The organism is Lacrimispora sp. 210928-DFI.3.58, assembly GCF_020554865.1.
GTDB lineage: Bacteria > Bacillota > Clostridia > Lachnospirales > Lachnospiraceae > Enterocloster.
Genome location: NZ_JAJCIC010000105.1, coordinates 1 through 551 on the forward strand (window position 1 = coordinate 1; position 551 = coordinate 551).

3 protein-coding genes are annotated in these 551 nt (G+C 44.1%); 1 reads left to right on the forward strand and 2 read right to left on the reverse strand.

The genetic code is table 11. From position 1 onward, the window contains the following. Both LIZ87_RS22100 and LIZ87_RS22105 read right to left on the reverse strand, forming a co-directional pair. The coding region (locus LIZ87_RS22100) for a recombinase family protein (RefSeq protein ID WP_186879343.1) at positions 1-203 on the reverse strand (203 nt) is incomplete at its 3' end. Continuing rightward, positions 204-401, reverse strand: coding sequence for a hypothetical protein (locus tag LIZ87_RS22105; RefSeq protein ID WP_002304371.1), 198 nt, complete (start codon positions 399-401; stop codon positions 204-206). It lies immediately after the preceding gene. On the opposite strand from LIZ87_RS22105, the gene LIZ87_RS22645 reads away from it, so the two are divergent. Next, positions 375-551 (forward strand): tweety protein (locus LIZ87_RS22645; protein WP_082425556.1); only part of this gene is annotated, 177 nt, incomplete at its 3' end. The genes LIZ87_RS22105 and LIZ87_RS22645 overlap by 27 nt on opposite strands.

Genomic DNA, 551 nt, shown 5'->3' on the forward strand with positions numbered 1-551 from the left:
AAGCCATCGTCCTGATAGACTGCCACAACCTCCCATCCCTGCTTTTCGCAGTATTTTTCCAGCATATCACGCTGGTTTGCGATACTGGCACTTTCGCCTTGCAGGTCATCGTCCTTTGACAGCCTGCAATAGACCGCTGCACGATAGCCCCCGGCAAGTGCCTTTCCGATTGTTCTGTATTCCATTTCGTTCATCATAGCCATTTACCCACACAATCCAGACGGTATCTGGCTCTTTTGAACCTCATCTTCATTATAGCTTATATCTTTCTTTTTAGCAAGATATTCTTTTGTATTTGTCTTTCCGTATTTCTGGGAAATCAGGCTGACGAACACATCAGTGGCGTCCAGTTCCCCGTCAAACACCGTTGTAACATGAATCTCTGTTTTGTTTTTTGCCATAGGCAGTTATCCTCCATACATGAAAATAGCCAGACAGAGGGTGTCGGCAACGAAGTCCGGCAACGGGCTTCAAAAGACCTTGCAAACAATCTCAATCTGGCGATGGTTACTATTTATACTTTTCTTTTATTTTTCTGTTGTTTTGGTTGT

Bases quoted from the DNA above. Each gene is read 5' to 3' on its own strand.
- LIZ87_RS22105 (WP_002304371.1), bottom strand. From the start codon at position 401: ATGGCAAAAAACAAAACAGAGATTCATGTTACAACGGTGTTTGACGGG.